Origin of the sequence: Neobacillus sp. C211, assembly GCF_051842875.1 — a bacterium.
Lineage (GTDB): Bacteria > Bacillota > Bacilli > Bacillales > Cytobacillaceae > Neobacillus.
Map to the genome: position 1 here is coordinate 60,980 of NZ_JBPXRO010000011.1, position 23,296 is coordinate 84,275.

Consider the following 23,296-nt stretch of genomic DNA (forward strand, 5'->3'; position numbering starts at 1 on the left):
TCACCTCTAAACTTATAATGTACACGCGTTCATTCTCGCTTATTATCTGATAATTGTCAATATTAAAATTTGTTATTATATATTTTTAAAGTTGATAATTTCCAGAAGATATACAATATTAATCATCTCTATTGTGGGTATACCATTATGGTAATAGTAAATTGGTTAATTATTCTTTATCCATATTTTGGAGGAGGCATAACAATGAAATGGAAGGGAAGACGGCAAAGCGCAAACGTTGAAGACCGAAGAGGAATGGGCATGGGTGGCGAAACAGTAATTGGAGGCGGTATAGGCAGTACGTTTTTTTTAAGCAAAAAGAGCCGTCATCTACGGCTCTTGATTCATTATTTTGCAAATACATGATCACCAATCGTCTTTACCACTTCACGCGTACGAATCCAATCATCCGTTGCAATTTCCGGGTTATAAAAATAAATGCAATTATTTAAACGATCATCCCTCGTTAATGCTTCTTCGACTGCTCGTTTCGACTCATCTGATGCTGGTTTTTTAATTTCACCATTTTGAACCGGAGAAAAGGCATAGCTATTGCCTACTACTTGTTTAATTACAGCGGTCACTGTATTTGGGAAATGAGAAGAATCAACTCGATTCAATACAACAGTCGCAACTGCAACTTTTCCTTCATAAGATTCACCTTTTGCTTCAGCCTCTACTAATCTGGCAAATAAATCTTTCTCTTTATTTGATATTGACACTGCTGGTTCCTCTTGTTTTTTTTCTGGCGTTTCTATTTCAGGTTTTGATGATTTTATTGCTTTTACTTTCGGTTGATCAGGATTTTGCAACATTTCTTCAATATAAACCCAATCGTTCGGTTGATTATTAACTTGTTCTATATTATTAGTGTCTAATCCATATTGTTGTCCTAGTTCCCAAGGGCTATCTCCTTTTACAACTGGAGATTGGGTAATAGCCTCGGCCGTATTAATTTGTAAACCTATAAGTGCAAATGTAGCTGCACAAGCTACAACTAATTTTTTCATGTAATTGTTTTTCATGTGGCTACCTCCTGTAAATTCGTATGGTACTACTTTATATGTGCTAGTACACGATTTACAGAACGCTACTGTTACATTTCTTTTTAATTTGATGAACAACATTACAGGTAGAATGGATTTATGACAATTTTCCTATATAAATGACATATTCCATCCAATATAACGAAATAGAGGAATATTTTACTTGGAATTTCTTGTAATGTAATGGAAGTATTCGGTGAAGAGTGAATTTATTGAATTTTCTTTCATGTGGAAAGGAATATCATTCTTAGTTATTGTAAAAGAATAATTATGAAGGGTGGAATATTAGTGTGGGCAAAAATCAGGAAAGTGAGCAACTACAACGAGGTCTAAACAACAGGCACATCCAGCTAATTGCACTTGGAGGTGCGATTGGAGTAGGTCTGTTCTATGGTTCAAGTGCAACGATTCAAATGGCTGGTCCGTCAATTTTGCTCTCTTACTTAGTCGGAGGCTTAGTTATTTTTACCATTATGAGAGCATTAGGGGAAATGGCTGTAGATGAGCCGGTTTCCGGCTCATTTAGTTCATACGCAAATCGTTATTTAGGGCCGTTTGCGGGTTACTTAACCGGTTGGACCTATTGGTTTATGTGGGTTGTCGTTGGGATGGCGGAAATTACAGTTGTTGGTGTCTATGTAAACTACTGGTTTCAAGAAATACCACAATGGCTGACAGCTCTTGCAACACTTGTTGTAATCACAATGGTAAACCTTACAAGTGTTAAAGCATTTGGAGAGTTTGAATTCTGGTTCGCAATGATTAAAGTGGTTGCGATTATTGGAATGATTGTTGTTGGATTAGGAATGATCCTCTTAGGTATCGGCAACGAAGGCCAGCCCATAGGTTTTAACAATCTTTGGACTCATGGAGGATTTATGCCAAATGGGATAAAGGGTATTTTCATGTCATTGGTTCTAGTGATGTTTTCATTTGGCGGGGTAGAACTGGTCGGGATTACCGCAGGGGAGGCTAAAAATCCTCGAAAATCAATTCCATCTGCAATCAACAATGTGGTCTGGAGGATTTTAATTTTTTATATTGCTGCACTAGGCATCATGATGAGTTTATATCCTTGGAATGAAGTAGGGACGAATGGAAGCCCGTTTGTGTTAATTTTTGATAAAATCGGAATTCCTGGGGCTGCCCATATAATTAACTTTGTCGTGTTAACAGCAGCTTTGTCTGCTTTTAATAGTGGTTTATTCAGTACTGGAAGAATGCTATACAATTTATCTCTTCAAAATAATGGGCCGAAATATTTTGGAAAGCTCAACAAGCATTCTACACCCCGACGTGGAATCCTATTTTCGTCATCATTTTTATTAGTGGCAGTATTTTTAAATTATATTGTTCCTGAAAAAGTATTTATCTATATTTCTTCTGTTGCAACGGTTGCGGTTATTACTAGCTGGACCATAATACTGATTACACAAATAAAGTTCAGACAATCAAAAACGACAGAAGAAGTAAAAAAACTAGCATTTAAAATGCCGCTATATCCAGTTTCAAGCTACTTAGCCCTTGCTTTTTTAGCACTTGTCGTGGTCTTAATGGCCTTTATTGAGGGTATGCGAGGAGCATTAATTGTAGCACCTATTTGGTTTATGGTCCTTTATATAGGATATAAATTGAAAAAGAAGGAATAATCAGAGAGCTCGACTTACAAAGAAAAAGTAAGATAAATGTAAGCCGACAATCCTACATTAAAAGGTGTCAGGCACCATCCAATTTTATGGATGGTGCCTGACACCTTTTTGCTATAGACATCTTTAATCCAAGAAAGTGTTAAATATCGGGAAATTATAGGCAATTTGTCATGATTTGACAATTCGACAAAATATAAATATAATTTAAGTTATTCTGAATATTACTAATAATGGGATTTTCACATGTAATAGGTTTTAAAACAGGAGGTCAAGAATGATTGTATTTAATCAGGTACATAAGTTTTATGGGGATTTTCATGTCTTAAAAGATATTAATCTTACAATCAATCAAGGTGAAGTAGTTGTAGTAATTGGTCCATCTGGATCAGGGAAAAGTACCTTGTTGCGCTGTATCAATCATCTGGAAACCATCTCTGACGGGACACTCACCGTAAATGGGATCTCAGTAGGCGATAAAAAAACAGATATCAATAAGCTGAGGCGCAATATTGGTATGGTTTTTCAGCACTTCTATTTATATCCGCACAAAACAGTGCTTGAAAATATTACTCTTGCGCCGATGAAAGTATTGGGCCAATCCGAAAAAGAAGCTAAGGAAACAGCCCGTCATTATCTTACCAAGGTAGGCATATTAGATAAGGCTGAATCTTATCCTTCCCAGCTTTCCGGAGGTCAGCAGCAGCGAGTAGCCATCGCCCGTGGCCTAGCAATGAACCCGGAGATCATGCTTTTCGATGAACCAACTTCAGCACTAGATCCTGAAATGATCGGCGAGGTACTGGATGTAATGAAAGCCTTGGCCAAAGAAGGTATGACGATGGTGGTCGTAACCCACGAAATGGGTTTTGCCAAGGAGGTTGCTGACCGAATCGTTTTTATGGATGAGGGGCGAATATTAGAAGAAGCAGTTCCGGCTGAATTTTATGAGAATCCGCGTGAAGAACGGGCTCGCTTATTTCTCAGCCGTATATTAAATCATTAATAGGGAGGAAATGGAATGTTCAAAACAAAAAATTTCGTAAAAATGGCGGTAGTGTCAACTATGGCCGCTATACTACTTGCGGGTTGCGGCGGGGACAAGGCTTCAAAAGAAAGCAGCAAAGATGTACTTGCTCAGATTAAAGAAGAGAAAAAAATCGTATTTGGTGTAAAACATGATACTCGTTTGTTTGGATTGAAAAATCCTTCGACAGGTGAGGTGGAAGGGTTTGACATTGATCTTTCTAAAGCACTGGCCGAAGAAATGTTTGGCAAAGAGGTTAAGCCTGAGTATGTAGAGGTTACTTCGAAAACGAGGGTAGGACTTTTAAATAATGGTAAGGTTGATGCGGTTGTCGCCACTATGACCATCAATGAAGAACGTAAAAAAGAAGTCGATTTTACAGATGTATATTTTGATGCCGGGCAATCATTGCTAGTGAAAAAAGGAAGCAAGGTTAAGGGCATTGAAGACTTGAAAAAAGGAACAAAGGTGCTTGCTGTTAAAGGCTCGACCTCAGCCGTAAATATTCGTGAGAAAGCTCCTGAAACAACCGTACTTGAATTTGAAAACTACGCTGAAGCATTTACAGCCTTAAAGTCAGGTAAGGGTGATGCCCTGACCACAGATGATGCAATCCTTTATGGTATGGCAGAAGAAGATCCGTCCTTTGAGTTGGTTGGAGGTACGTTCACAGAAGAGCCTTATGGGATAGCTGTTAAAAAAGGCAATAAAGAGCTTGTCGATGAGTTAAATAAAGCATTAAAAAGCCTGAAGGATTCAGGTAAGTACGATGAAATTAAGGATAAATGGATTAAACATTAATTATTTATATCGGGTTTCTCGTCAGGTTGGGCAGCAGTCCGCAGGCAAGTTTGCGGACTTGCTCATTCTGATCAATTAGGAGGAGATCGTTTGCTGGATTTCTCGATACTAACAAATAATATCGATTCATTTTTGGAAGGATTAAAAATAACGATTATAGCTAGTTTAATAGCATTAATATGCAGTTTTATTTTGGGAACACTTATTGCAGTCATTCGAATTGCCCCATTTAAACCTCTTAACTTGCTTGGTTCGGCATATGTTGAATTTATCCGTAATATACCTGTACTGGTTATCGTGTTTTTCACTTACTTAGCTGGAAATTTTGGCGGGATGACTGCAGGAACCATCGGATTGACCATCTATACAGCCGCTTTCATTGCCGAAGCAATCCGTGCCGGAATTATGTCTGTTCCAAAAGGGCAAATGGAAGCTGCCCGCTCGACAGGATTGAGTTACGGCCAGGCAATGAGAATGGTTATACTCCCTCAGGCTATTAAGATCGTCATCCCTCCTCTTGGCAACCAATTTATCAATTTAGTTAAAAATTCATCATTGTTAGCCGTAGTCGCAGGTGGGGATTTAATGTATCAGGGGGATTTAATTTCGGCAAAGACATACATAACTTTTGATACCTATATTTTTGTGGCCTTATTTTATTTAATTTTAACAATACCTTTAAGTCTTGGCGTAGGATTTTTAGAAAAACGCATGGCTAGAAGTAATTAAGGAGCTGTGTAGATGGATTTTCTAGCACCGTTCATTGAAGTGTATACACTGGACAATATTAAATTTTTACTGGAAGGGTTTGGGGTCACTCTTAAGGTCGCTGCCATTTCAATTGTGCTTAGCTTCATTATTGGCGGTCTCACAGGAACGCTCAGATATGCGAGGATTCCCGTTGTTTCTAAATTACTTGCCGTGATTGTTGAGACAATTCGAAACCTTCCTTTGCTGCTGATCATTTTCTTCACTTATTTTGCATTGCCCGAAATCGGAATTGAAATGGAAATAACTTCAGCGGCTATTGCAGCATTGACGGTTTTTGAATCGGCGATGATATCGGAAATTATCCGAAGCGGTTTAAACTCCATCGAAAAAGGACAGGTGGAAGCAGGACGTGCATCTGGCCTGACCTACATCCAGACATTACGCTATATCATTATGCCCCAAGCGCTGAGAAGAATGGTTCCTCCGATTGTGAGTCAATTTATTTCTCTGCTTAAAGATACATCGTTAGCTGTCGTCATCGCCTTACCGGATTTATTGCACAACGGACAAATTGTTTATGCGCAAAAGGGATCGTATGTGATACCTGTATTTGTCATAGTTGCGTTGATGTACTTTATTGTTAATTATGCTTTGTCACTAGTTGCACGAAAGTTAGAACTGAAGCAGACTTAAGAAATCCGGCTCATGAAATGCAGTAAGAGAATTCTTATAAACAATATAAAAAGAGTTGGTGTTCCAAAAATTTGGAGCACCCTTTTTTGCTGTGGAAGCACATTGCACTATATTTTTATAATAAAAGTAATTGACCTAAAGACAGCGGAATGGGGATCCGACCCCATAGACCCTGAAGAAGAAAATCTGCGAGTGTCAGGCACACCTATTTAACATTCCTAATAAAAGCCACTTTGGGCACAATAATTCCGACCATAAAATTGAGGTGATACCATGTCAGTTGATCGTATATGTACCATTGGACCGGCAAGTAATGATAAAAAAGTTCTCACTGAGTTGATTAATCATGGGATGACGATTGCACGATTGAATTTTTCTCATGGGACTCACGACAGCCACAGGAATGTCATTCGATTATTAAAAACACTTAGCGGAGAGAAAGGACATCCAATTAAAGTATTGGGTGATCTCCAAGGTCCAAAAATACGACTGGGCGAAGTGGAAGGTGAAAAAATCACCCTTAACACAGGACAGTCCTTTTCCCTTCACATCGATCAAGTAGTAGGTAACGATAAACAAGCTAGTGTCGATTATGAGGGTTTAATTAAAGATGTAAAATCAGGAAATCGAATTTTAATTAATGATGGCGCCGTGGAGTTGGAAGTTACGAAGGTAGAGCAAACTAAAGTTGTTACCACAGTTAAATCAGGAGGGGAAATATCTTCCCATAAAGGAGTAAATCTTCCAGGTGTTGTTACCAATTTACCTGCCCTTACAGAAAAAGATAAACATGATATTCAATTCCTTTTACAAGAAGAAGTTGATTTCATAGCTTGCTCATTTGTCCGCAGGGCAACGCATATTAAAGAAGTTCGCAGCTTTATGGAAAGTGTGGAGGGACATACGCCTGAGCTGGTGGCCAAAATTGAAACGGTTGAGGCCATTCAAAATTTCCAGAAAATTTGTTCGGAAACTGATGCCGTGATGATTGCCCGGGGCGACCTTGGTGTAGAGCTGCCCTATCAATGGATCCCATTGTTACAAAAAGCGATGATTACCGAATGCAACCGGCTGGATACGTATGTCATAACAGCAACCCAAGTGTTGCAATCGATGGTAGAGAATCCTCTGCCAACAAGAGCGGAAGTCACAGATATTTTCCAATCCGTAATGGATGGGACAAACGCTGTGATGTTGTCTGCTGAAAGTGCTGCAGGAAATTATCCTGTACAGAGCATTGAAACATTGAAACTTGTGTCCCAATTTGCAGACTGCGTGAGGAAAGAAGCACCTTTTGATTTTGCAGATATGCTAAAACTGTTGAATAATACAATTAGTAGTTAAAAAAGAAAAGCAGTTTTCGTAAAATTTGTTGTTTTTAAGACATCCAATATCCTTAAAACGTAATTCCTAGGAAAAAAACAACATCCATTCCCTAACAGCAAAAAGGAAGGAAGGTGAATTTCACCTTCCTAATATTTTTTCTAATTTAATTTTAAGCTCGCTGAATCGTAGTGGTTGAGAAGTTTTTAACCATCTTTTGTAAGTTTCTATGGCCTTCTCTTAATTTTATTGTTTCTTCGATAATTTTTTGGAATCCTTCCAAATCTCTATCAGATGCATTTAATAACGACTTCGGTAGACCTTCGACGATTTGTTGTAGGGATAAATCCATACTCAAGGAAAATGACCACCTTTCAACTTATTCGTTAGACATCTGTTACGTCTTCTTTACTATTTTTGTAACGGGATGATTTTTTCCTGCTATCACGTTTTAAAACTTATCTACATTAATCTCCATATTTTATAAGGAATAGTTAAATTACTTCTTAATCGGACAAATTAAGACGGTAAATCATATGGTACCTCTACTGTTTGTAGAAAAATATTAAATTTAAATGGTCTTTTTGTAATGTTCATAAAACACTTTGAAAAGTCTCTCGTCACCAGCTCGATCGGGATGAAGGGCTTTAAGTAGTTTCTTAAACTCTTTCTTCAACATTGCTTTTTCAGTCCCCGCATCTAAACCAAATAATGAGTTAAAGGTAAGTGGGGGATGATCGGAAAGAGCATATTCTGCTTTTAACATTTTTTTTAAGCCACTAACTTTTGCTTGTTCGATCCGAATAGAAGTTTTTACCTCTTCGATTTCCTCTTTTAATTTCTGGTTCTCTTGAAACGTCTTTTCCCAATGCAGATAATCCATACCAAATTGTTTAATCTTGTCCTCAATTTTCTTTTCTAGTATGAATGCAACTAGATCTTTTGGTTGGATCAAGAAGTCAATATTAAGATGTTTGGTCCTTTTCGCTTTTATTTTCCCCTCGAGGATCCAACGTATGACGATTTGTTCACTAGCTGTTATCCCTTCATCCCTTAGCAGTTCAGTTACCTCTTTTACATTTAACATGTGATCCACTCATTCTTGTTTCTAATTTTTTTCACATTTCTATGTACTTTTTGTTTTTAAAGTTAAATTCAATGTATCATACATAAAAACTTTTCAGGTTTACGATAATATTAAGTTTTATTAAGAATTATTTTCAAAATTAACTTTTAGATTAAATTTTTAGAAAGACATTTTCTTTTGTTAAAGAAGGTTAACAATTCCTTTAAAAGTCATTAAATACCCGTTCAATCGACAAATTCTTAAAAAATCTCATTTATAATTGCCCTTATGAAAGGAGTGGAACCCTTCTTAATGAAAAATAACCAACGAAAAGCTGTCCACCTAAAAAGGCAATTTTTAATAAATGAACTTATAAGATCCGGAATATTTAAAAAAAATAATAAACATTTGTATGAATGGACTTTGTGTGAACTCGAAACTGAGTACCAATATGTTGAAACAAATGGTTTGGATTCAAGTACAAAAACAATAAGATAAAAAAGCATTCTTCAACTGAAATAATCTTAGAATTTAATGATAATCGGGGCGGAGAACTATATTGTCATTTAATATGAAGTATGAAGTAGGAAAGTGATAATCGTAGGTTTACGAATTTGATTTCTTTAAAATTGTTTACATAGGTACCAATTATTAAATTAAAGGGAAGTAACAGTTGAAAATCTAGCTGCTTTGGCGGCTTTTTTGTTTTTTCCAATAAAGGATGCATCATAAAAGCTAGGTGTCAGGAACCACCCATTTACTGGAGGGTGCCTGACACTTTTTTGTTTATAAGTGGATTTTAAAGAAACAAGAAATTTTTTATAAAAAAAGATTTCTAAATATTCAACGAATAGGGTATAATAAAAAACAATAAAGAAGTTACTGCAACATTAATAAATTATGAAGAATTTCCTGCAAGAATTGGAGGACATATGAAAAGCTTTGAAACGATTATTAAGGAAAAATATGAAACGTTGTCTCCTGGACAAAAAAAAGTAGCCAAACATCTGATTGAAAAACTTGATGAATCAGCTTTTGACACGGCAACTATGATTGGACGAAAGGTAGATGTTAGTGAAACCACCGTCATCCGACTCTCCTATGCGTTGGGATTCAATGGATTTAGCGAAATGCTCCATTACATTCAACAGCAGATGGTAAACAAAAGTTTGCATCCATTCAATACAAATTCCAAAATCGAAAATAAAGAAGAAGAGCACACTTCTCTTTTTACGGAAATCTTGGAAAAGGAAATTCTTTCCCAGCGACAAACCAATCACCAGCTCAATGAAACAGAGCTTTGGAAGGTCGTTGATGTTTTAATCAAAGCAGATCGGATTTTCATTTTGGGAATGGGTGCATCCTATGCACCGGCTCACTGGTTTTCTTTTCAGCTTCATACACTGCGGGATCAAGTCACACTTTGTCCGTCAACAGGAGAAATCTATGAGCGGTTAACCGATTTAAGTGATCGCTCTGTTCTATTTATTATCTCGTTTCCTCGTTATTCGAAGGAAACCCTGCATATTGCAGAATGTGCCAAAAAACAAGGGGTTCCAATCATTTGCGTTACCGATCGTTTATTGTCTCCGATTGGTCGAATCGCCGATTATACGCTGACAACAGAAGAAGATTCCGAATCGGCCGCCCATTCCATCACACCCGCGATCATTTTGTTGGATTTTATCATTGCTGGGATGAAGGTGAAAAATTCGGATGCAATCCAAGTTCGACAGCAAAAATTAGAAGAACTTTACTCAAACTATGGTGTGTTTGTTGAATGACAAATTAGGATGGGAGTTCCATTATGAGCCAGCTTATCAATTTTATGAACGAGCAGGAACAAGCGATTCTAAAGACTTATGCTGATCTGCACCAATTGGCGGAGCCAAGCTGGCAGGAACAGAAAACTTCACAATATATTCAGGAAGAATTAGCGAAAGCAGGGATCTCATTTAAAACATACGAAGGGCATTTTGGTATTGTTGCGGATATTCCAGGAGAAGGCAACGAGATCGTTGCTTTACGTGCGGATATGGATGCCCTATTACAAGAAGTGAAAGGGAAGGTTCAACCCAATCATTCCTGCGGGCATGATGCCCACAGCACCATGGTATTACATACTGCCTTAGCAATAGCTGCTAATAAATCTTATCAGACTAAACCGATCCGGTTTATTTTTCAACCAGCAGAGGAGAAGGGGGAGGGGGCGCTGCGAATGATGCAAGAGGGTGCTTTGAAAGGCGTTCAATACTTATTTGGTGTTCATCTTCGTCCATGGATGGAAGTTCCAATGGGGAAAGTGGCTCCTGCCATTGTTCATAGTTCCTGTGCTACCATTTACGGGGTCATCAAGGGCAAGCAAGCACATGCATCGCGGCCTCAGGATGGAAATAACCCAATCGAAGCCGCTTCCTACTTAATTCAGGCATTGCAAAACATTCGATTAAAAAGCCCGGACTCCTTTTCAATTAAAATGACAGGTTTACATGCTGGAGGAGATTCCTCCAATGTCATTCCGGAAACTGCAAATTTTATTTTGGATTTACGTGCAAGTACAAATGGAGCAATGGATGAACTGCAGTCGAGAGCAGTGGATTTACTAGATAAGGTCGGTACTTTGACTGGGACAAGTATAAACGGAACCTTGAAAGAATTTGTTCCTGCTGCAAGATTAAATACGGAAGCTATAAAACTAGCAAAGGCTGCCGCTGCCTCTGTCTTGGGAGAAGAAAATGTAGTAGACAATTGTATTTCACAAGGAGGAGAAGATTTTCATTTTTATACCCTGCAAAATCCCGATGTAAAGGCGACCATGATTGGATTAGGCTGTGACTTACGTCCTGGACTTCACCACCCGGACATGCAATTCAATAAGAAGGCACTACTATATGGAACGAAAATATTAACAAGTCTACTTTATAATGCCGCTTCAAAAAATAATGAAAATAAACATTAATGGGGGATCATTATGAAAAAGTATATGGTTGGTTTGTGTTTAGCATGTCTAGTACTGATCATGGCAGCCTGCGGTGGCAGCAAAGAAACTAGCGGTTTAGCAAAAAGTGATACGCTTAAATCCATTAAGGATAAGGGAAAAATTGAGATTGCAATGGAAGGGGCGTATCCTCCCTATAACTACATCAATAAAAGTAATGAATTAGAAGGATTTGACGTGGACATTGCTCAAGAAGTGGCAAAAAGATTGGGTGTGAAAGCAGTTTTAGTCTCTAACCCATGGGATAGTATGATCCCTGCATTAACAGGCAAAAAGTTTGATATTATCATTTCCGATATGGCCATTACAGACGAAAGAAAGAAGAAAGTCTCTTTTAGTGACCCTTATTTTACAACAGGCAATCAGTTGTTTGTTCCAAAAGATTCTTCCATCAAAGCACCAAAAGACATGAAGGGGAAAAAAATTGGTGTAACGATCTCAACCACTGCTGCAGAAGAGGTAACCAAGCTTGGGGCCGATGTGAAACTGTATAAGAATGATTTTCTTGCCTTTGAGGATTTAGTAAATGGCCGATTAGAAGGTGTATCAACAGACCAAGGTGTCGGTGCAAAAATTATTCACGATCAAAATTATAGTTTAGTAGCAATTGATGGTCTATTGAACACAGAGCTAGCAGGAATGACCATTCGAAAAGAAGATAATGATCTCCGTAAAGAGATCAATAAGATTATAGCTGAAATGCAAAAAGACGGAAAATATGAGGAAATTAGTAAAAAATGGTTTGGAAAAGACATCCGATAAGGAGCTAAAGATATGTTAGATTTTTCTCTTGTTACTCAGTACATTCCATTTCTACTCGAGGCATCTCTAATGACACTTGAAATCTCTATTGTTTCCTTAGTACTAGGGTTAATTATGGGAATCATTATCGTGATCATGAAGATTTCAAAGTTTAAGATTTTGTCTTTGTTCGCAGACTTTTATATTTGGGTCCTTAGAGGGACCCCACTTTTGGTTCAACTATTTCTTGTCTACTTTGGTCTTCCGCAAATAGGGATTGAGTTGAATCCCTTTACCGCCTCTGTTATAGCTTTAGGAATAAATGCTGGAGCCTATATTGCCGAAATTTTAAGAGGAGGGATCTTGTCAATCCCTAAAGGACAGATGGAAGCAGCACAATCACTAGGTCTTAGTTATCCAACAGTCATGCGGAGAATTATTCTCCCGCAGGCGTTAAGAGTAAGCATCCCTGCGATTGGCAATGAGTCTATTACACTACTAAAAGATTCATCGCTCGCTTCTCTTGTTACTGTTTCAGAATTAATGATGACTTCACAAAGATTTGCATCAACCAACTATGCGTTTATCGAGTTCTATATTACTGCAGCCGTTCTTTATTTAGTGATGACAACGATCTTCTCGTTTTTCTTAAGAAAGGTCGAATTTAAGTTGTCGGTTAGCGAACGTTAGTAAGGGAGGACCTACCTTGTCAAATAAAGTGAAAGATCATCTTTATCCTATTATTGAAATTGAAAATGTCCATAAAAGTTTTAATCAGCTGGAGGTCTTAAAAGGGATTAATCTACAAGTGTACCCTGGCGAAGTGGTTGCCCTGATTGGTTCCAGCGGATCGGGGAAAAGTACACTCCTTCGCTGTCTGAACGGGCTCGAGACTCTTTCATCTGGCCGAATTTCAATTGATAGCACGGTATTGAACTATTCGCCGCGGAGCATTCAACAAATTAGACGGGAAGTAGGGATGGTGTTTCAACAATTCAACTTATTTCCGCACCTGACCGTTTTACAAAACATTATTGAAGCGCCGATTCGGGCGTTAAAGAAGTCGAAGGCAGAAGCCGTCGAAAAGGCATTAGTTTTACTAGAAAGGGTCGGGCTTAAAGATAAAAAAGATGTATACCCAAGGAAACTTTCTGGGGGTCAGCAGCAGCGGGTCGCGATTGCACGGGCGATGGCGATGAATCCAAAAATTATGCTGTTTGATGAACCGACCTCCGCCTTAGACCCAGAACTTGTTAGTGAAGTTCTTAATGTTATGAAGGGATTGGCCGAAGAAGGAATGACGATGCTGATTGTGACTCACGAAATGAAGTTTGCTAGAGAAGTGGCCGATCGCGTCATTTATATGTGTGACGGGGTCATTGAAGAACAAGGAGCTCCAGCACAACTGTTCACCAATCCTACTAGTGATCGTTTAAAAAGCTTTCTTAAAAATGTCATCTAATCAATTGGCAGGAGGATAGTTACTCAATATGGACTTACAAAAACTGATTACAATACGCATGTTACATACGACAGAAGAATTGACTGCTGTGAGAGATTTAGAAAGTCTTGTTTGGGCTGATGAGGATCCGGTCCCCGTTAACCATAGCATTGCCGTCGTTAAAAATGGCGGTATGGTGATTGGCGCTTTTTCTGGAACTCGATTAATTGGCTTTCAGTATAGCTTTCCAGGATTTGATGGGACAAAAGTCTATCTTTGTTCGCATAGTATGGGGATTCACCCAGATTTTCGAAAAATGGGAATCGGGGAAAAATTAAAATTAAAGCAGCGTGAAGAAGCACGAAAGATGGGCTATCAACTCATCATATGGACGTATGACCCACTAGAAACGGTCAATGGATACCTTAATTTAAGCAAACTAGGCGGAGTGTGTACGCAGTATATTGAGAATTGTTATGGTGAAATGCCTGATATTCTTAATGCAGGGTTGCCTTCTGACCGCTTCTTAGTGGAATGGAACATAGCTGAGGAAACGTCTAAGAGGATGGAAGATTTCGTTGATAACCATGAAGTGCCCCTCTTGATTCAAGTGGACGAGGATGCAGAGGGCTTGCCGGTACCGAAGGATATTTTTCTAGATAGCGAGAGGGATGCCTGGGCCAATCTCCTCTATGTTCCGGTTCCAAATCAATTCCAAACGATTAAATCGAATAATTTAAATGCTGCATTGGAATGGAGAATGAAAACGCGCAAGATTTTTACCCATTATATGAGCAAAGGGTGGACGGTTACGGCATTACAGAAAAGTGATCAGCCTTACCTTCATCATTATGTATTAACCAAGAAACATACTTAACGGAGAGAGGTATAAATAGGATGGAAATACAACGAATTGTGTTAAGACATATGAAAATGGATCTATTACACCCCTTCACGACCGCTGTAGGGACCGAATATGATAAAGATTTTATTTTGGTCGAAGTCAAAACAAAGGATGGCATTACGGGTTGGGCTGAATCCGTTGCTGCGATTGATGCCACATATAAAGAAGAAACTGTCAAAACCAATTGGCATATGATGGAGGATTTTCTGATTCCACTTCTTCTGAAAGAGCCAATTTCTCATCCAGATGAGGTATCCGAACGCTTTTATCATATCCGAGGGAATTACATGGCAAAGGCTGCCCTTGAAGGGGCCATTTGGGATGCTTATGCTAAACAGCAAGGAGTTAGTCTATCGAGTGCCCTTGGAGGAACATTTGAAAAGATTGAGGTCGGTGTCAGTATTGGGATCCAGGATACGGTCGAAGAATTATTAGCATTGATTGAGGGTCATCTAGAAGAAGGATATAAACGTATCAAGGTGAAAATTCAACCAGGATGGGATTTAAACATTTTAGCAGAGATTCGAAAACACTACCCAGATATTCCATTAATGGCGGATGCAAATACCGCTTATACTTTAGAGGATATCGAAACGCTTAAGGCGATGGATCAATTTAATTTAATGATGATTGAGCAGCCGTTGGGCTTTGATGATATCATCGATCATGCGCAGCTTCAAGCCCAAATCGAGACACCGATTTGTCTGGATGAAAGTATCCATAGTGTGGATGACGTGCGAAAGGCTATTCAACTTGGCAGTTGTAAAATTATTAATATTAAAATTGGGCGTGTCGGAGGCTTAACAGAATCTAAAAAAATCCATGATTTATGTGAGGCGAATGGGATTCCCGTCTGGTGTGGCGGCATGCTTGAGGCTGGGGTTGGCAGGGCGCATAATATTGCAATAACAAGCCTGTCTAATTTTACTCTCCCAGGTGATACAGCTGCTTCTGCCCGATATTGGAAGGAGGATATTATTGATCCTGAGGTAACAGTGGAAGACGGGATGATTACGATTCCAAAACAACCCGGTATCGGGTATGAACCGAACCGGGAGCGTATTGACAAATATACGCTGTATAGCCGTACTTTTCATTCATAATTAATGTATATTTATAAAATATAGACCTAACCTTCCTAGATTCGCTGATAGAACATGCAAATTCGCTGATAGAAGCTAATAATTCGCTGAGAGAATCTATTCTCACCTATTGGAAACGAAAATTAGTCCATAAAATGCGAAAATTCGCTCATTTTTACACTTCTGGACGATTCCTTCCTAAAAAAACGCCTAACCTTTGAATTCCACAATGGTTTGGCGTTTTTTACTTTCGAGATAGTATGGTTTGATGGTTGTTATGGTTAGGGGGTACCATCGGATAGACGTTTTCTTCTTCTTCGGTCTGGGCCCGAAATCCTGCTACACCACCTTCACCTGATTTCTATTTTAAAGAATATTTTAAAATATTTGGATTCATTTGTATGTGAAATAAATCATGTTTCCTATTATTTTTGATTGTCTCCATTCCAATAGAAGAAAAAAAGCGGGAACTGTAGTACTATTATAATGAAGGTGATTGTTTGAAGCAGGGGTTAATCGTCTAGTACGGTGAACTCGTTAGTTTGTTATATTGAAATAATAAAACGATAAAGAGTGAATCCTTCACATTTACTATAATTCTTCAAAACCCTCTAGAATTGGACATTTTTAACAGGCTTTTGATGTAATATCTACTAATTATGGGTGGAAGTATGTGCATCCTTTTTATTAGCCACTTTCCTTTATTTATATAAAATATTATGTAGACGATAATATTGACTTAAAGTAAAATATAAAAATATGAAAGATAATTGATAAATGGGATGTTTTGTTATTTTGAATATTCTATTTTTTGTGACAATTACGATTTTAGTTTAATAGAATAACCTGTTAATAAACGATAGGAAATATGGAGGTCTTATGAAATTTAAAACAAAGCTCTATACGAGCATCGGTTCATTACTGCTATTGTTTTTTATTATCGCAATCATTTTAATGAACATGCTCGAACAATCGACAGTGAATATGAACGTTGTTGTTAATGATCTAAATGAGAGAATCGAAATGGCTTCCGATATTAAATATGAGACTTCTAGAATAGGTCTAGAGCTAACTTCGATGTTAACTAATCGTGGAAATGATATCCATTTAAATGCGGCGAATTCTTGGGAAGATTCCCATACCAATTTGCAATCGGCGATTGAATCATTAGAAAAAATGGACAAGCAAGAGAAATCTAAAGAACTAATTGCAAAGTTTAAAATATTGCAAGAATCATATAAAAATATGGGGCAGCAAGCTTTGACAGCAAAAAAGCTAAATGGGGAAATGGAAATTCCTGCAGTCTTTTGGACGGATTCTGAACTTATAAGACAAAGAATGATTCAAATTGCCGATCTTCTCTATGGATTGCAAGAACAAAAGATGAAAAATGAACTTTTAAGGTCTAAAGATACTTACAATATGGCTGTCACCATTATTTACATTTATCTTGCCATTGCTTTATGTATTGGCATTGGTTTCACGTTTTGGATTATTAGAGGTATGACAAATAACCTGAACAAAATAACAGCTGTTATGAAAAGTGCTACAACTAGTGATTTTAGTTCATTGCCCCGAATTGAACTTTCCACTAAGGGTGAGTTGGGTGAAATCGCAGTTTCCTTTAATAAAATGGCACATGCACTAGAGGAACAAAGTATGCTAGAGAAACAATTAAAAGAAGTAGCAGAAGAGCAAAGTTGGCTGAATAGGAAAATTGCCGAAATTGCTACCATTTATCCTGAGGTTGAAAATGTTTCTATGTTAGCAGAATTGTTAATTACAAAACTTGTACCGATGGTAGGAGCAAGTTACGGAGTTTTTTATGTTAAGGAAGTGGAAGAGCGAGAGAAGTATCTAAAAAAGATTTCAGCCTATGCCTCTTTGAATGATAATAAAGATTATATGCGTTTTCGTTTTGGAGAAGGTCTGATCGGCCAATGTGCACTTGAAAAACGATCCATCTTACTAACCAATGTCCCAGATCACTACGTAAAAATTAGATCAGGACTAGGAGTAGGTTCACCGAAAAATATTATGATTTTACCGATACAATTTGAAAATGATGTACTAGCTGTTATTGAAATTGCATCATTTGAGGCCTTAAGTCCGCTTCAGGTTAAGCTATTGGAAGCCGTAACTAATAATATTGGTATCAAGATAAACAGTATTGTCAGCCATATGAAAGCAGAAAGATTATTGCAAGAATCACAAGCCTTGACAGAAGAACTCCAAGCTCAATCAGAAGAACTGCAGTTACAACAAGAGGAGTTAAGGACGACGAATGAAAAACTTGAGGAGCAGTATATAGCTTCTGAACAAAAGAAAGAGGAAATCGAAAAGGTTAGGGAGGCGCTTGAAGAGAAAGCTCAACAATTGGCACTAAGCTCACAATATAAATCGGAATTTCTAGCGAATATGTCCCATGAGTTAAGAACACCTCTAAATAGTTTACTAATATTAGCGCAAATACTCGCTGAAAACGGGGATGGAAATCTTACGGCTGATCAGGAGGAGTATGTTCGGACGATTTACTCATCGGGGAATGATTTACTTCATTTAATAAACGATGTTTTAGACTTAGCGAAAGTGGAGTCAGGTAAATTAGATGTAAACCCTACAGAGGTGGACTTACAGGATGTGCAAGATTTTATTGAACGGCAATTTTCTCCTCTTGCGATTCAAAAAAATGTACAGTTTACTATTAAAATGGATGCAAATTTATCAGGGACTTTCAATACGGATGAACAACGTTTACAGCAAATTTTAAAAAATCTACTTTCCAATGCTTTTAAGTTTACTGAACGTGGCAGTGTATCATTAGTTGTCCGGAAGGAAGTTAAAGACTTCAGCAGGAATCTATCTGAGGGAGTTCAAGCGAATTCAATGCTTGCTTTCTCCGTTATCGATACGGGAATTGGCATTGATAAAGACAAACAAGATACGATATTTGATGCCTTTAAACAAGCAGATGGAACGACAAGTCGTCAATATGGGGGCACTGGATTAGGACTTTCCATTAGTCGAGAAATGGCACAGTTATTAGGTGGATTTATTGAGGTAATGAGTATGAAAGGGAAAGGTAGCATCTTCACTTTATATTTGCCATACTATCAAACGATCAACAAAATAGTGGGAAATACCGCTTTAGAAGAAGTTGCGATAAGTCTTTATGAGGATGACCCACTTAAAGATATAGAAGATCGGGAAAATCAAAATGGGATTTCTTCTTTGAAAAACAAGAAAATACTCATTGTAGATGATGATATAAGGAATGTTTATGCCTTAACAATTGCTCTTGAAAAATATGAAATGAATATTATTGTAGCAGAGAATGGTCGTGAAGGGATTGAGGTATTAAAGGATAACCCAGATACAGACTTAATATTAATGGACATTATGATGCCTGAGATGGATGGGTTTGAAGCCATGCGACAAATTCGCCAAATAACAGAATTTCAAGCATTACCAATCATCGCCCTTACAGCCAAGGCAATGAAACGCAGTAGAGAAGAATGTTTAGATGCTGGAGCAACGGATTATATAAGTAAGCCAATTAACTTAGACCAGTTATTTTCTTTAATTCAAGTATGGTTGTATAGTAAGGAGGGCCAGAAAATTTGATAAAAGCACCTGATATTCTCAAGTCAGAAGAGATAGAAAGAATTGAAATAGAATTACTCCTAGAGGCCGTTTTTCGTTATTATGGTTATGATTTTCGAAATTATGCCTTTCCTTTCATCCAAAGGAGAATTCGCCATCGTGTTTGTAAGGAGAATCTTGCAAGTATATCGGCTCTTCAGGAAAAGGTACTACGCGATTCAGAAGTCATGGGGGAATTGCTTTCTGATTTCTCGATTAATGTGACAGAGATGTTCCGGGATCCTTCATTTTTTAAGTCATTCCGAACAAAAATCATTCCGTTAGTAAAAGATTATCCTGAAATTCGAATTTGGCATGTTGGCTGCTCATCAGGGGAAGAGGTCTATTCCATGGCTATTCTCTTACATGAAGAAGGGATTTACGAAAAAACGAGAATGTTTGCTACCGATTTAAACAAAATTGTCCTAGAAAAGGCGAAGAAAGGTACTTTTCCATTAGATAGGATGCAGCTCTATACAAAAAACTATATCGAGGCAGGCGGGAAAAGGGCCTTTTCTGAATACTATAAGGCAGTGGATGATAAGGTTTTTTTCCATCCCTTTTTGCAAAAAAATGTCGTGTTTGCGCAGCATAATTTAGTAACGGATCAATCATTTAACGAGTTTGATATAATTATATGCCGAAATGTCTTTATCTATTTTGATAAGGTTCTTCAAAATCATGTCCATACGTTATTATATAATAGCCTATGTCCATCAGGTTTTCTTGGGTTGGGTAAAAGAGAGGGGATAAAATTTACTAGTTATGAAAACTGTTACGGAGAATTTGACGCATCAGAAAAACTCTATCGAAAAATTAATTAGTCCCCAGTTTAAAAAGGTAAATATCTTAATGGTGGATGATCATCCTGAAAATCTATTAGCACTGAAAGCTGTACTTACTTCTCCCAATTACCACTTGGTAAGCGCAAATTCAGGAAAAGAAGCGTTAAAATGTATGCTAAAACAAGACTTTGCTGTTATTTTACTGGACGTACAGATGCCGGGGCTAAATGGATTTGAAACGGCGAAGCTCATTAAGGCTAGAGAAAAAACAAGACATATTCCGATCATTTTTATCACTGCGATTAGTCAAAATATAGAACATGTGCATCAAGGGTATGCAGTAGGGGCCATTGATTATATTTTTAAACCCTTTAATCCCAAAACATTGAAACAGAAAATCGAACAATTTGTTAAAATTTATCAAAATCACAAAGAAAATATCATTCAGACCGATCGAGAACGTAAAGTTCAACTGAATGAAGTGAATAAAAAGTTAGATAGAGCAACGTTAAATTTACGGCGGACAGAGGCATTATCCAAAGTTATTGGTGAAACCATCGTCGACACGATCCTTACGTTTGACGATCAATGTTCCATTCTATCAGTGAATCCAGCAATAAAAAGCATGTTTGGTTACAAGGCTGAGGAATTAATCGGTAAACATGTGGTAATGCTTTTTCTAAAATGGATGGGTAACGAAGTCCAGGATTCTTCGTTTTCATTCTTTTCCTCAATCAAGCAATCTGTTGGAAAGGTGATCGAATCGGTGGCTATTCGGAAAGATGAAAGTCACTTTTATGCGGACATTCTTATCGGGGAAACCACTGTTGACAATCAACTGCTTTTTGTTTGTTCGATTCGGGATGTCACAGAAAGAAAGCAGATAGAGGAAATTAAAAAACTCCAATTCACTACAATGGAACAAAAAGTAGAAGAACGAACGCTAGAACTGATAAGGGCTAACGAAAAACTACAAACAGAGATAGAGGAACGAGAAAGAATCGCCAACCATCTTTACCGTTCCCAAGAAAGATTTCGGAAAATTTTTGAATCTAGTCCCTGTTTAATGGCGATTTTTTCGCAGAAGAATTTAACTTTTATTGAAGTAAATACTAGTTGGATAAAATTTACTGGATATAGCCACGCTGAGTTGGAAAAACACAAAATAAATGTGAATAATTTTGTGGATGAATCAACGGGTAAACCGATTGATCTTGATCGGAAAATTCGTAATAAGAAAATTAGCTATAAAACAAAAAACGGGGATATTCGCGATGGATTATTATCGACTGAAATGATTGATATCCATCCTGAACCATGTACGTTAATTGTTTTAACAGATGTTACCGATACCGTTCACTTAGAGAAAGAGATGTCCCGATTAGATCGGTTGAATTTAATCGGTGAAATGGCAGCAGGAATTGCCCATGAAATTAGAAATCCGATGACCACAGTTCAAGGATTTTTACAATTATCAAGGAATAACAGCGCTAATTTATCAGCAGAGATCATTGATTTGATGTTAGATGAATTACATAGGGCGAACGCGATTATTACTGAATTTCTTAATTTAGCCAAAAACAAGGTCAGTGTGAAGAAAAAGCAAAACTTAAATACGATACTAGAAGCATTATCTCCACTCATTCAAGCGGAGGCTTTTCGGTCAAATAAACAAGTTAAGCTTGATTTAAATAAGTGTCCGGATATTTATATCGATCAAAAAGAAATCCGTCAGCTAATCTTAAATATCGCCCTTAATGGACTCGATGCCATGTCGTCGAATGGAAAACTTACGATAAAAACATATACAAAAAACCAAGCCGTCATTTTAGAAATAAAAGATCAGGGTCACGGCATCAGCCCGGACGTTCTACAAAAATTAGGAACACCTTTCTTTACAACGAAGGAAACGGGTACAGGATTAGGTTTGGCTATTTGCTACAGTGTAGCAAAACGACACCACGCTGAAATTAATATAACAACGGGGGATGAGGGGACCATTTTCTCAGTTCGCTTTCAATTAAATCCCATTCTTAATAACTGATCGTTACTATTCTTAAAATAAGGGAGAGGGGAGGATGTATTGTTAAAAAATAGAAAGCTAGTTTATCTTGTAGGAGCGGTTATTTCTGTCATCATTATAAGTTTTATTTCTAATTCATTTGTAGATGAAAGACCGAAAGTGGTCATTGTTTTAAAAAGTTTAGACATACAATATTGGCAAATTATTAAAGCAGGCGCTGAAAAAGGATTCAGAGATTTTGGCATTGATGGGAAGGTTATCGCACCACGTAATGAATCTGCTGAAGCACAAAGTAGATTATTAGAGAAGACCTATCAAGAAAATCCAGATGTATTAATTGTCGCACCGACGGATTCAACGGTTATTCCTATACTGGAAAAGTTTACGGAAACCAAAAAAACCCCTGTATTATTAGTAGATAATGATTTTCCACTGGAAAATAAAACTTCTTATATCGGTACCGATAACGTGGATTTAGGAAAAAAAGCAGGTTCACTTTTAGCCTCGCAGCTTCAACCTGGAAATAAAGTGGCCATTATCGGTGGCGATTTGTCCCTTTCAGTATTTAGAGAACGGATAAACGGCGCTAAAATGGCTTTAAAAGATGCAGGGATCACATTAGCGGCAGAAACTGTAGGGATATCGGATGATCCCAAGACAGTAAAAAAAGAAATGACAAAGATATTACATGATCATCCGGATATTAAGGGAGTCTTTGCCACACATGACACTTCTGCTGTACAAGTAATAAAGGTATTGGAGGAACAAGGTATTACGATACCAGTCATCGGAGCAGACGGAATCCCTGATATGCTGGAGTTAATCAAGGATGGAACGATATCTAGTACAGTAGCACAAAATCCTTATGATATGGGATATTTAAGCGTTGAAACAGCATTGAAAGTAACAAGAGGAGAAAATGTTGAAAAAGTTGTTGATACAGGCGTAGATATCATAATCAAAGAGAATGCGAAGCAGAGACTAGACTTCCTGAATAAATTGTTAAATGAATACCAGGAAATGAATAAATGAGTGTCAGACACCAACCAGAAAATTGGATGGTGCCTGACACTTTTTTTTGATGAACACAAAATAGTAATAATTTCTTGTTCCTGACCATTTCCTTTGTATTCCTTATTTTCTATATAGATTCGAAGAGGAAGTAACTCGTTCATAAAGCCCGTTTAAGTGTTAAATAGAGGAGAAGATCGTTATAAACCGTTTCACATAGCTTGTAATTAGCACCATCCAACACTTGGATGGTGCTAATTTTAATAAAACCCATTCATTTTACCTTTATAAAAAGAAGTGATGACTATCTTAAACTAAATAATTTAATCTCCTACTAATCTATTAATAAGTGGTCA

21 protein-coding genes and 1 pseudogene are annotated in these 23,296 nt (G+C 37.5%); 19 read left to right on the plus strand and 3 right to left on the minus strand.

Features of this window, described 5'->3' with window-relative positions; all coding sequences use genetic code 11:
* Positions 1–204: 204 nt before the first annotated feature.
* Positions 205–297: pseudogene (locus ACSU6B_RS12260) on the plus strand (KPN_02809 family neutral zinc metallopeptidase); the annotation flags it as partial.
* Positions 298–347: 50 nt separating this feature from the next.
* On the opposite strand, the gene ACSU6B_RS12265 reads toward ACSU6B_RS12260, so the two are convergent.
* Positions 348–1,025 (minus strand): cell wall hydrolase, encoded by a 678-nt coding sequence (locus ACSU6B_RS12265; protein ID WP_410885545.1) that lies wholly within the window; start codon positions 1,023–1,025, stop codon positions 348–350.
* Positions 1,026–1,336: 311 nt separating this feature from the next.
* Between ACSU6B_RS12265 and ACSU6B_RS12270 the strand changes: the two genes are divergently transcribed.
* The 6 genes from ACSU6B_RS12270 to ACSU6B_RS12295 all read left to right on the plus strand — a co-directional run bounded on the left by ACSU6B_RS12270 (position 1,337) and on the right by ACSU6B_RS12295 (position 7,268).
* Positions 1,337–2,695 carry an amino acid permease gene (locus tag ACSU6B_RS12270; RefSeq protein ID WP_410885547.1) on the plus strand — a complete coding sequence of 453 codons (1,359 nt, stop codon included), beginning with the start codon at positions 1,337–1,339 and terminating at the stop codon, positions 2,693–2,695.
* 274 nt (positions 2,696–2,969) lie between these two features.
* Positions 2,970–3,698 (plus strand): amino acid ABC transporter ATP-binding protein, encoded by a 729-nt coding sequence (locus ACSU6B_RS12275; protein WP_088088296.1) that lies wholly within the window; start codon positions 2,970–2,972, stop codon positions 3,696–3,698.
* Positions 3,699–3,713: 15 nt separating this feature from the next.
* Positions 3,714–4,520 (plus strand): transporter substrate-binding domain-containing protein, encoded by an 807-nt coding sequence (locus ACSU6B_RS12280; RefSeq protein ID WP_410885549.1) that lies wholly within the window; start codon positions 3,714–3,716, stop codon positions 4,518–4,520.
* Between the two features lie 90 nt (positions 4,521–4,610).
* Entirely contained in the window at positions 4,611–5,249 is a 639-nt protein-coding gene (locus ACSU6B_RS12285) for an amino acid ABC transporter permease (RefSeq protein ID WP_410885551.1), read from the plus strand.
* Between the two features lie 12 nt (positions 5,250–5,261).
* Positions 5,262–5,924, plus strand: coding sequence for an amino acid ABC transporter permease (locus ACSU6B_RS12290; protein WP_215004066.1), 663 nt, complete (start codon positions 5,262–5,264; stop codon positions 5,922–5,924).
* A gap of 273 nt (positions 5,925–6,197) precedes the next feature.
* Positions 6,198–7,268 carry a pyruvate kinase gene (locus ACSU6B_RS12295; protein ID WP_410885553.1) on the plus strand — a complete coding sequence of 357 codons (1,071 nt, stop codon included), beginning with the start codon at positions 6,198–6,200 and terminating at the stop codon, positions 7,266–7,268.
* Between the two features lie 151 nt (positions 7,269–7,419).
* Here ACSU6B_RS12295 and ACSU6B_RS12300 read toward each other — a convergent pair whose 3' ends face one another.
* Positions 7,420–7,605, minus strand: a complete 186-nt coding sequence (locus ACSU6B_RS12300; RefSeq protein ID WP_088088290.1) for a hypothetical protein — start codon at positions 7,603–7,605, stop codon at positions 7,420–7,422.
* A 213-nt stretch (positions 7,606–7,818) separates the two neighbouring features.
* Positions 7,819–8,334, minus strand: coding sequence for a J domain-containing protein (locus tag ACSU6B_RS12305; RefSeq protein ID WP_410885555.1), 516 nt, complete (start codon positions 8,332–8,334; stop codon positions 7,819–7,821).
* A gap of 291 nt (positions 8,335–8,625) precedes the next feature.
* On the opposite strand from ACSU6B_RS12305, the gene ACSU6B_RS12310 reads away from it, so the two are divergent.
* The 12 genes from ACSU6B_RS12310 to ACSU6B_RS12365 all read left to right on the plus strand — a co-directional run bounded on the left by ACSU6B_RS12310 (position 8,626) and on the right by ACSU6B_RS12365 (position 22,961).
* Positions 8,626–8,811: a Fur-regulated basic protein FbpA gene (locus ACSU6B_RS12310; RefSeq protein ID WP_410885557.1), complete on the plus strand. Its 186-nt coding sequence runs from the start codon at positions 8,626–8,628 to the stop codon at positions 8,809–8,811.
* A 434-nt stretch (positions 8,812–9,245) separates the two neighbouring features.
* Positions 9,246–10,097 carry a MurR/RpiR family transcriptional regulator gene (locus tag ACSU6B_RS12315; RefSeq protein WP_215004060.1) on the plus strand — a complete coding sequence of 284 codons (852 nt, stop codon included), beginning with the start codon at positions 9,246–9,248 and terminating at the stop codon, positions 10,095–10,097.
* A gap of 23 nt (positions 10,098–10,120) precedes the next feature.
* Positions 10,121–11,272: an amidohydrolase gene (locus tag ACSU6B_RS12320; protein WP_410885559.1), complete on the plus strand. Its 1,152-nt coding sequence runs from the start codon at positions 10,121–10,123 to the stop codon at positions 11,270–11,272.
* A 12-nt stretch (positions 11,273–11,284) separates the two neighbouring features.
* Positions 11,285–12,073 carry a transporter substrate-binding domain-containing protein gene (locus ACSU6B_RS12325; RefSeq protein ID WP_410885561.1) on the plus strand — a complete coding sequence of 263 codons (789 nt, stop codon included), beginning with the start codon at positions 11,285–11,287 and terminating at the stop codon, positions 12,071–12,073.
* A 12-nt stretch (positions 12,074–12,085) separates the two neighbouring features.
* Positions 12,086–12,742 (plus strand): amino acid ABC transporter permease, encoded by a 657-nt coding sequence (locus tag ACSU6B_RS12330; protein WP_168244498.1) that lies wholly within the window; start codon positions 12,086–12,088, stop codon positions 12,740–12,742.
* 49 nt (positions 12,743–12,791) lie between these two features.
* Positions 12,792–13,514, plus strand: a complete 723-nt coding sequence (locus tag ACSU6B_RS12335; RefSeq protein WP_410885697.1) for an amino acid ABC transporter ATP-binding protein — start codon at positions 12,792–12,794, stop codon at positions 13,512–13,514.
* A gap of 28 nt (positions 13,515–13,542) precedes the next feature.
* On the plus strand, positions 13,543–14,370 hold the full coding sequence (locus tag ACSU6B_RS12340) for a GNAT family N-acetyltransferase (RefSeq protein WP_410885563.1): 828 nt from the start codon (positions 13,543–13,545) through the stop codon (positions 14,368–14,370).
* A 20-nt stretch (positions 14,371–14,390) separates the two neighbouring features.
* Positions 14,391–15,500: an o-succinylbenzoate synthase gene (gene menC / locus ACSU6B_RS12345; protein ID WP_410885565.1), complete on the plus strand. Its 1,110-nt coding sequence runs from the start codon at positions 14,391–14,393 to the stop codon at positions 15,498–15,500.
* 858 nt (positions 15,501–16,358) lie between these two features.
* The gene (locus ACSU6B_RS12350) at positions 16,359–19,103 is read left to right on the plus strand and encodes a hybrid sensor histidine kinase/response regulator (RefSeq protein WP_410885567.1); all 2,745 of its coding nucleotides are present in this window, start codon (positions 16,359–16,361) and stop codon (positions 19,101–19,103) included.
* Complete coding sequence (locus tag ACSU6B_RS12355; RefSeq protein ID WP_410885569.1) at positions 19,100–19,945, plus strand: CheR family methyltransferase; 846 nt, start codon at positions 19,100–19,102, stop codon at positions 19,943–19,945. The genes ACSU6B_RS12350 and ACSU6B_RS12355 overlap by 4 nt, the downstream gene beginning before the upstream one ends.
* Positions 19,887–21,950, plus strand: a complete 2,064-nt coding sequence (locus ACSU6B_RS12360) for a PAS domain S-box protein (RefSeq protein ID WP_410885571.1) — start codon at positions 19,887–19,889, stop codon at positions 21,948–21,950. Before ACSU6B_RS12355 ends, ACSU6B_RS12360 begins: the two co-directional genes overlap by 59 nt.
* A gap of 39 nt (positions 21,951–21,989) precedes the next feature.
* Positions 21,990–22,961 carry a sugar ABC transporter substrate-binding protein gene (locus ACSU6B_RS12365; protein WP_410885573.1) on the plus strand — a complete coding sequence of 324 codons (972 nt, stop codon included), beginning with the start codon at positions 21,990–21,992 and terminating at the stop codon, positions 22,959–22,961.
* Positions 22,962–23,296 lie beyond the last annotated feature (335 nt).

Bases quoted from the DNA above. Each gene is read 5' to 3' on its own strand.
- ACSU6B_RS12265 (WP_410885545.1), bottom strand. From the start codon at position 1,025: ATGAAAAACAATTACATGAAAAAATTAGTTGTAGCTTGTGCAGCTACA.
- ACSU6B_RS12295 (WP_410885553.1), top strand. From the start codon at position 6,198: ATGTCAGTTGATCGTATATGTACCATTGGACCGGCAAGTAATGATAAA.
- ACSU6B_RS12330 (WP_168244498.1), top strand. From the start codon at position 12,086: ATGTTAGATTTTTCTCTTGTTACTCAGTACATTCCATTTCTACTCGAG.
- ACSU6B_RS12275 (WP_088088296.1), top strand. From the start codon at position 2,970: ATGATTGTATTTAATCAGGTACATAAGTTTTATGGGGATTTTCATGTC.
- ACSU6B_RS12310 (WP_410885557.1), top strand. From the start codon at position 8,626: ATGAAAAATAACCAACGAAAAGCTGTCCACCTAAAAAGGCAATTTTTA.
- ACSU6B_RS12340 (WP_410885563.1), top strand. From the start codon at position 13,543: ATGGACTTACAAAAACTGATTACAATACGCATGTTACATACGACAGAA.
- menC (WP_410885565.1), top strand. From the start codon at position 14,391: ATGGAAATACAACGAATTGTGTTAAGACATATGAAAATGGATCTATTA.
- ACSU6B_RS12320 (WP_410885559.1), top strand. From the start codon at position 10,121: ATGAGCCAGCTTATCAATTTTATGAACGAGCAGGAACAAGCGATTCTA.
- ACSU6B_RS12290 (WP_215004066.1), top strand. From the start codon at position 5,262: ATGGATTTTCTAGCACCGTTCATTGAAGTGTATACACTGGACAATATT.
- ACSU6B_RS12360 (WP_410885571.1), top strand. From the start codon at position 19,887: ATGAAAACTGTTACGGAGAATTTGACGCATCAGAAAAACTCTATCGAA.
- ACSU6B_RS12280 (WP_410885549.1), top strand. From the start codon at position 3,714: ATGTTCAAAACAAAAAATTTCGTAAAAATGGCGGTAGTGTCAACTATG.
- ACSU6B_RS12350 (WP_410885567.1), top strand. From the start codon at position 16,359: ATGAAATTTAAAACAAAGCTCTATACGAGCATCGGTTCATTACTGCTA.
- ACSU6B_RS12315 (WP_215004060.1), top strand. From the start codon at position 9,246: ATGAAAAGCTTTGAAACGATTATTAAGGAAAAATATGAAACGTTGTCT.
- ACSU6B_RS12305 (WP_410885555.1), bottom strand. From the start codon at position 8,334: ATGTTAAATGTAAAAGAGGTAACTGAACTGCTAAGGGATGAAGGGATA.
- ACSU6B_RS12325 (WP_410885561.1), top strand. From the start codon at position 11,285: ATGAAAAAGTATATGGTTGGTTTGTGTTTAGCATGTCTAGTACTGATC.